The sequence below is a fragment of the Micromonospora phaseoli genome, from assembly GCF_900109115.1.
Taxonomy (GTDB): domain Bacteria; phylum Actinomycetota; class Actinomycetes; order Mycobacteriales; family Micromonosporaceae; genus Micromonospora; species Micromonospora phaseoli.
The window spans coordinates 1-6,364 of sequence record NZ_FNYV01000027.1 but is presented as its reverse complement, the minus strand read 5'-3'; the positions used below and the strand labels follow the sequence as shown (position 1 = coordinate 6,364).

General features: G+C 66.2%; 10 protein-coding genes and 1 pseudogene. 6 read left to right on the top strand and 5 right to left on the bottom strand.

Annotated elements, in window-relative coordinates; translation table 11 throughout:
* The coding region (locus tag BMY89_RS31675) for a transposase (protein WP_139218050.1) at positions 1–104 on the bottom strand (104 nt) is incomplete at its 3' end.
* A 266-nt stretch (positions 105–370) separates the two neighbouring features.
* Here BMY89_RS31675 and BMY89_RS30755 point away from each other — a divergent pair.
* Both BMY89_RS30755 and BMY89_RS30750 read left to right on the top strand, forming a co-directional pair.
* Positions 371–601, top strand: coding sequence for an MBL fold metallo-hydrolase (locus tag BMY89_RS30755; RefSeq protein WP_198414188.1), 231 nt, complete (start codon positions 371–373; stop codon positions 599–601).
* Between the two features lie 26 nt (positions 602–627).
* Entirely contained in the window at positions 628–1,035 is a 408-nt protein-coding gene (locus BMY89_RS30750) for an MBL fold metallo-hydrolase (protein ID WP_198414187.1), read from the top strand.
* On the opposite strand, the gene BMY89_RS29640 is transcribed toward BMY89_RS30750, so the two are convergent.
* Positions 1,018–1,617 carry an AAA family ATPase gene (locus tag BMY89_RS29640; RefSeq protein ID WP_198414186.1) on the bottom strand — a complete coding sequence of 200 codons (600 nt, stop codon included), beginning with the start codon at positions 1,615–1,617 and terminating at the stop codon, positions 1,018–1,020. The genes BMY89_RS30750 and BMY89_RS29640 overlap by 18 nt on opposite strands.
* A 77-nt stretch (positions 1,618–1,694) precedes the next feature.
* Between BMY89_RS29640 and BMY89_RS29635 the strand changes: the two genes are divergently transcribed.
* Complete coding sequence (locus BMY89_RS29635; protein WP_092383808.1) at positions 1,695–2,474, top strand: transposase family protein; 780 nt, start codon at positions 1,695–1,697, stop codon at positions 2,472–2,474.
* 49 nt (positions 2,475–2,523) lie between these two features.
* Here BMY89_RS29635 and BMY89_RS29630 read toward each other — a convergent pair whose 3' ends face one another.
* The gene (locus BMY89_RS29630; RefSeq protein WP_232521624.1) at positions 2,524–3,570 is read right to left on the bottom strand and encodes an alpha/beta fold hydrolase; all 1,047 of its coding nucleotides are present in this window, start codon (positions 3,568–3,570) and stop codon (positions 2,524–2,526) included.
* On the opposite strand from BMY89_RS29630, the pseudogene BMY89_RS31670 reads away from it, so the two are divergent.
* A pseudogene (locus BMY89_RS31670) lies at positions 3,544–3,639 on the top strand (HTH domain-containing protein); the annotation flags it as partial. The gene BMY89_RS29630 and the pseudogene BMY89_RS31670 sit on opposite strands and share 27 nt — an antisense overlap.
* A 69-nt stretch (positions 3,640–3,708) precedes the next feature.
* Positions 3,709–4,473, top strand: coding sequence for a helix-turn-helix transcriptional regulator (locus BMY89_RS29625; protein ID WP_232521625.1), 765 nt, complete (start codon positions 3,709–3,711; stop codon positions 4,471–4,473).
* A 376-nt stretch (positions 4,474–4,849) separates the two neighbouring features.
* Here BMY89_RS29625 and BMY89_RS29620 read toward each other — a convergent pair whose 3' ends face one another.
* Complete coding sequence (locus BMY89_RS29620) at positions 4,850–5,467, bottom strand: DinB family protein (RefSeq protein ID WP_092383797.1); 618 nt, start codon at positions 5,465–5,467, stop codon at positions 4,850–4,852.
* A gap of 415 nt (positions 5,468–5,882) precedes the next feature.
* Here BMY89_RS29620 and BMY89_RS30200 point away from each other — a divergent pair, with 415 nt between their 5' ends.
* Entirely contained in the window at positions 5,883–6,044 is a 162-nt protein-coding gene (locus BMY89_RS30200; RefSeq protein WP_232521623.1) for an AEC family transporter, read from the top strand.
* A gap of 35 nt (positions 6,045–6,079) precedes the next feature.
* Here BMY89_RS30200 and BMY89_RS29615 read toward each other — a convergent pair.
* Positions 6,080–6,364 (bottom strand): transposase family protein (locus tag BMY89_RS29615; RefSeq protein ID WP_139218049.1); only part of this gene is annotated, 285 nt, incomplete at its 5' end.

Sequence of the window (6,364 nt, the reverse complement as noted above, 5' to 3'; positions counted from 1 at the left end):
TTCGGCGGACGTCCCGACCGTCCAGGGCGGGGCAACAACGGCTCCAGCGCCGCCCACTGCCCGTCGGTCAGATCGTGTCGCCTCGTCACCGCTAAGGTGGCCACGAGGTCTCCGGTATGAAAGTTCGTCTTGGTCGATGAACCCTCTACCGGAGACCTCGCTGTCTATCGATCACCGACACGCCCACGCGGGATCAGACGGTTTCATTTTTGAAACAGGCCCTAATCGTGAGTTCGTCCTCAGCCACCTGCGAAGGGTACTGGACATCCACTCGCAGCTACATCGATGACGCGTGGCCAGCAGCAGATGAGGTCTCCTCCCTCGACATCAAGGGACGATCCATTGGGTCGGAAGGTGCTACAACGAAGCGATGCAGCTGACCAAGTACGGCCACGCCTGTGTCCGTGTGGAAGATCGAGGACGTGCTCTGGTCATCGATCCCGGCACGATGACGCCCGAACCCGAGGCTTGGGCAGAGATAGAAGCAGTGCTCATCACGCATGAACACTTCGACCACTTCGAGCCGGAGCGATTGCGAGCCGCGGCAGCCGGCAACTCCGTTCTCACGATCTACACCTGCCCGGTGTCGCACGACACCTGACGGACCTGGAAGGCCAGGTTCGTGTTGTGCACGACGGGGATGTGTTCTCGGTGGCCGGCCTGGAGGTACAGGCAGTCGGAGACAAGCACCACCGCAGTCACCCTGACTTCCCGCCCGTTGACAACATCGGATTCCTGGTCGACGGCGAGGTGCTCCACCCGGGCGATGCGTTGACCGTGGTGGACGCGCCCACGCTGCTCGTGCCAGGTCAGGCTCCGTGGATGACCGTCCCGGACCTGATTCGATATCTACGGCAGATGGCACCCCGACGTGCGTATGCCGTGCACGACGGCCTCCTCAACCGCTGGGGCCTTGAAGTGCTCGACGGTGTGTTGCGAAGCGAGGCGGAGCACCTGCACGCCGACATCCGACGCCTTCAATCTGGCGAGTGCGTTTCCGTGCAACGCCGAGCACGTTTAAGGGACGTCTCGTAACTCGGGGCAGCTCAGGCGGTGTGATCCCGGAGCTCCGGGATCGACGGCTGCTGTGTGTTGCTGGATGAACTTGACGCGCGAGGCGACGTCGCTGCGGGGCAAGGTGCTGAGCTCGTAGCCGTGTTGGGTGTAGGCGGCGACCATCGCGTCATAGGTACGTACGGCTTCGGCGAAGTCTTGGTGTCGTTCGCTGTCGGTGGTGTAGATCTGCGGCCAGGGCGGGGCGATGAACACACGCTGGTCGTAGCGGAAGAGCTGTGCTGCGGCTGTCACGTGTGCGGGAACGGGCTGACCGAGTAGGAGGTAGTAGCCGACCAGGTCCGGGATCCCTCGGTCGAAGAAGACGGGTCCGGGATGTTGGCGGGCTTGGCGGTAGGAGCGGATCTCCCAGCTGAGCATGATCTCGGCGAACAGTCGTGAGTCGCCGGTATGCAGTGCCTGGCCGCCGATCGACAGCTGGTCCTGGATGATCTGTCGTCCTGCTTCGTCGACGCAGGCGTAGCCGGCACGCCGCAGCCTGTCGATCAGCGTGGTTTTGCCGGCGCCGGGTCCCCCGGTGATGACGATGTACTGGCTGCTCACGTCGTCCTCTCTGATAGACGTGCACTCCTCATGACCCCGGCGTCTGTCCGCTGGGGATGATCATCGAGGATGCGTGGGTGCAGGTGATCTCCGCAGCCCGCCAGGAGTGGATCCTCCCGTTCACTGGGCTGACCCCCGCCCAGTTCCGCAGGCTGGTCCGCCTGGTCGCCGAGCGTGGCGGGGACGGGATCGCTGACGGTCGGCCGGGCCGGCAGTGGGCCCTCGACTTGGCCGACCGGGTGCTGCTGGTGGCCGTCTACTGGCGCACGAGCCTGACGATGCGGCAGATCGGTCCGCTGTTCGGAGTGTCGCATTCCGCCGCGCACCGAGTCATCGACACTCTCGGCCCGCTGCTGGTTCTCGCGCCTGTGCGCCGCTGGCCGGTCGACCAGATCGCCATCGTCGACGGCACCCTCATCCCGACGCGGGACCACCGCCTCGCGGCGCCGAGTAAGAACTATCGGTACTCGACGAACCTCCAGGTGGCCATCGACGCCAGCACCCGCCTCGTCATCGCCGTCGGCGACCCCCAGCCGGGCAACCGCAACGACACGATCGTCTACCGGACCTCCGGCATCGACCAGAAGCTGGCCGGACGGCCCGTCATGGCCGACGGCGGCTACCTCGGCAACCCCGAGGTGATCATCCCCTACCGCAAGAACCGCGACGGCAGCCCACTACCGGCCTGGAAGCAGGACCTGAATGCCCAGCACCGCGCCGTCCGCGCGCAGGTCGAACACACCCTGGCCAGGATGAAGAACTGGAAGATCCTGCGCGACTACCGCCGCGCCGCCCGCACATTGACCGCTGCCGCTTCCGGCATCGCCAACCTGCACAACATCGCCCTGACCTGGTGATCACAGACCCGGCCGCAGACAACGCCTCCATCCAGTTACGAGACAGCCCTTAGGCGGCATCCCGCTGGTCCAGCCACTTGAGAATCGCCTGGTTTGTTTCGTCCGGCTTTTCCTGCTGGATCCAATGACCGCAGTCCAGACTGACCACTTCCACATTCGGCACGAATTCTGTCAGTCGTTCGAACCGCGCGACCGTGTCGCGGTCGCCGTAGATCATGAGGGTTGGTTGTCGGATGATTGGGTTCACGTCCGCCAGTAGACGCCAGTTGCGGTCCAGGTTTCGGTACCAGTTCAAACCGCCCGTGAAACCTGTTGATTCAAAGGCGGAGACGAAGACGGCGAGTTCGCTGTCGCTCATGATGGGCTCACCGAGTGGGGTTTCCATCCTGGCGAGGTTGATCAACGCATTGCCCGGCTGCGGCTCCGCGAGGCGCACGTCCTTCCGGTACAGGTTTCGAAGGAACTGGAACGGGTTCTCCTCGAACACGGCGTCCGCGACGCCCGGCTGCCGGTTGAAGTGGACGAAGTAGTAGTCGCTACCGAGCACATCCTCCATGAACTCGATCCAGGGCTTGTCGCCGCGCTCGAGGTACGGCAGGCTCATGTTGATCACCTTGCTGACACGGTTCGGGTGCAACAGGGTCAGGCCCCACACGACGGCTGCGCCCCAGTCATGGCCGACGAAGGTGGCATCGTCGTATCCGTAGTGATCGAGCAGTGCGACGAGGTCACCAGACAGGTGTGCGATGTCGTAGTCGGTGACGTCGGTCGGGCGGGACGAGTTGCCGTAACCCCGCTGGTTCGGGACGATGACGTGGTAGCCCGCTGCCGCGAGGGCGGGCATCTGATGGCGCCAGGAGAAGGCGTGCTCCGGCCAGCCGTGACAGAGCACGATGGGGTTCCCCGCGTTCTGCCGGCCGGCTTCGAAGACTTCGAGTTCCACACCGTTGACCGAGATGCGGGTGGGCTCGGGAAAATCGGTTGTCATGCCGGCATCTTGCCGACCGATACCGGTCATCTCCTGACCGGTTTTCGTGGAAGTGTTGTCGGAGTGCGAGCCGACCGGTTGATGGCCATCCTCCTTCTGCTGCAACATCGCGAGCAGGTGACAGCAGCGGAGGTCGCCCGGGAGTTGGAGATCTCCGAGCGCACCGCCCGCCGTGACCTCGACGCCCTGGGTATGGCCGGGGTCCCGGTGTACTCCGTGCAGGGCCGAGGCGGCGGCTGGCGCCTCGTGGGCGGCGCCCGCACCGACCTGTCCGGGTTGACCGCGGGTGAGGCCCGCGCCCTTTTCCTGGTCGCCGGCCCGGTCTCGGCTGCGACGCCGGCCGTTAGAGCGGCGCTGCGCAAGCTCGTCCAAGCCCTGCCGGAACCCTTCCGGGTGCAGGCCGAGGCGGCAGCGTCGTCGCTCGTCATGGACCCGCAGCGATGGGGGTCGAGCCGGGTCGAGCCCCGACCGCCTCGCTTCCTCGACGCGCTCCAGGACGCGGTGATCCACGGTGTCCAGGTCCGGCTCGGCTACATCGACCGCCAGGGCACCGAAACCGAGCGAACCGTCCACCCGCTGGGCATCGTCGCCAAAGGCCCATCGTGGTACCTCGTCGCCAACACCGAGGCCGGTCGGCGGACCTTCCGGATCGACCGCGTTTCGTCCGCCGACCCGACCTGTGACCCCGTGCACCGACCCGAGGACTTCGACCTTGCCGAGGGCTGGCGCGCGATCGCCGACGAGGTCGAGCGCAAACGAATGCCCCTCGAAGTCCGGGCGGTATGCGCGCCCCAGGGGATAGGCGTGCTCCGGATGGGGTTCGGCGGTCGGCTCGAGGTGGGAGGTTCCAGGACCGACGGTCGCATCGAGGTCGTGATCCGCGGCAACGACGAGTACATACTCGCTGGCGAGCTTGCCGGGCTGGTCGAATGGATCGAGGTGACCGGTCCTCCGGGGGTGCGAGACCACCTGGCCTCGATCGGCAACGCGCTCGTCGAGCGATACGGCTGAGACCGGCAGGACGTCGTACGGCAGGCCGATAGCCGGGGTCATCGGGCTCTGTAGCACCGATGAACTCCGACTGATCGCACGGCACTACGACGAGATGAGCGCCATCTACGCGGCCCAGCTCCCCAGTCTCCGTAACGACGAGCTGTGAGCGAGGATGCCGCTCGTCACCGACGCGCGGTAAGGAGCAGCAGCCGTGGCAGCCCCCCCAGCATGGGGCGACGCCGACGCACGCTCATCGGCAGTTCGGGACGGTCTTGCACGGGTCAGGGAGCGCGAAGGTCTCCCCGCCGGCCGGCGCGCACGGACGGCGGCAGATCCGGACGATAGCTAACTGCGGGAGACTCGGAGTGCCTTGATCGCAAAGGGCGGGTGTTGGTCAGCCGTGCACTACACCCTCGTCTGTGGGGACGTCCTTTCCTCGTCCGTTGAATCGGTCGGCGATCGCCGTCAGCCGCTGGGTGTAAGTCAGCCAGTCGGTGGCGTCAGGGATGTTGCTGTGGCGCGGCAGTAGGCCGACGGAGCCGTCGAGCTGCTCGCGGAGGATGTCGGCGTGTCCGGCGTGGCGCTGCAGGTCGACGGTCTTGTGGACCATGATCTCGTGGAGCGTGACCGCCTCGCCGCCCCAGTGGGCAACGTGCCCGACCGCATCCAGCGGCAGGGCGTCGATGGTCTCGTCGGCGAATGCCTGCATGCGACGGTAGAGGCCGATGATCCCCGCAGCGGTCTCGGTCTCGGTGGCGTACCACCCGGCCAGCGGGTCGGGGTCGTCAGGGGACACGAGCTCGTCCGGTGTGGGCCATTCGCGGCCGAACGTGGGGCCGAAGTAGACCGCCTCAGTGTTCAACGCATGCTTGACAAGGCCCAGCAGGTTCGTGCCGGTCGGCGTACGAGGCCACCGCTGGTCACGCTCGGAGACGCCCTCCAGCTTCCAAAGCAGCACATCCCGCGCCCCTTGGAGGTAGTTCTTCAGCACGGCCTTGGGCGCGGTGACCATACAGCCATCCTTGCACGCCTGTTGCGAGCAGCCCGTAGGGCCTTGCTGGGTCCATGACCCTCGTGAAGCCCGCAGGCGAGCGAATGGCCGCCGCGTGCGCGCGACCCTCGGCAGAGCCGGGCTCTGTCGTGGCGCGTGGTGGTCACAACGGATGCGAGGCTGAACGCGTGGCTTCCCGATCGACGCAGACGGGACAGCCCCCGGCTGCCCGGCGGCTTGGTATGCACCTTGGACGCGTCGGTGTCTTGAACGCCGGCGAAAGCGCGGTGGAGTGTCACGGAACCGGGTTCACCCTGCGGCAGGTCGATGACATCCTCGCCCAGGTGGAGATTGTCGCCGGGTTTCTCGGCTCGTACGCCCCGGACGCTCGCCAGTCCCTGAGCCGGCGCGACGCCCGCCCGCCGGTGAGGCCCGTATGAGCTTGGTGTCGGCGTTCGTACCGATCTGGATCCTTACCGCGGTCGGCTACGCGGCCTGTCGGTGGGGCCTGCTGGGCGAGGCGGTGGCGTCGGTGCTCGGCCGGTTCGTGTTCCATCTTGCGATGCCGTCGGCCCTGTTCCTAAAGGACGTCTCGTAACTCGGTGAAGGCGTTGCCTGGCAACGGTGCTGGTGTCAGCCGAGCAGGATGATGTTGTGGAGGTGGGCGATGCCGGAAGCGGTGTCGGTCAATGTGTGGGCGGCGCGGCGGTAGTCGCGCAGGATCTTGAAGTTCTTCATGCGGGCCAGGGCGTGTTCGACCTGGGCTCGGACGGTGCGGTGCTGCTTGTTCAGGTCCTTCTTCCGCTCGGGGAGTTCGCTGCCGTCGGTGGGTTTGCGGTAGGGGATGATCACGTCGGGGTTGCCTCGGTAGGCGCCGTCGGCCATGACCGCCCGTCCGGCCAACTTCTGGTCGATGCC

Bases quoted from the DNA above. Each gene is read 5' to 3' on its own strand.
- BMY89_RS30755 (WP_198414188.1), top strand. From the start codon at position 371: ATGCAGCTGACCAAGTACGGCCACGCCTGTGTCCGTGTGGAAGATCGA.
- BMY89_RS29620 (WP_092383797.1), bottom strand. From the start codon at position 5,467: ATGGTCACCGCGCCCAAGGCCGTGCTGAAGAACTACCTCCAAGGGGCG.
- BMY89_RS30200 (WP_232521623.1), top strand. From the start codon at position 5,883: ATGAGCTTGGTGTCGGCGTTCGTACCGATCTGGATCCTTACCGCGGTC.
- BMY89_RS29630 (WP_232521624.1), bottom strand. From the start codon at position 3,570: ATGTTGCAGCAGAAGGAGGATGGCCATCAACCGGTCGGCTCGCACTCC.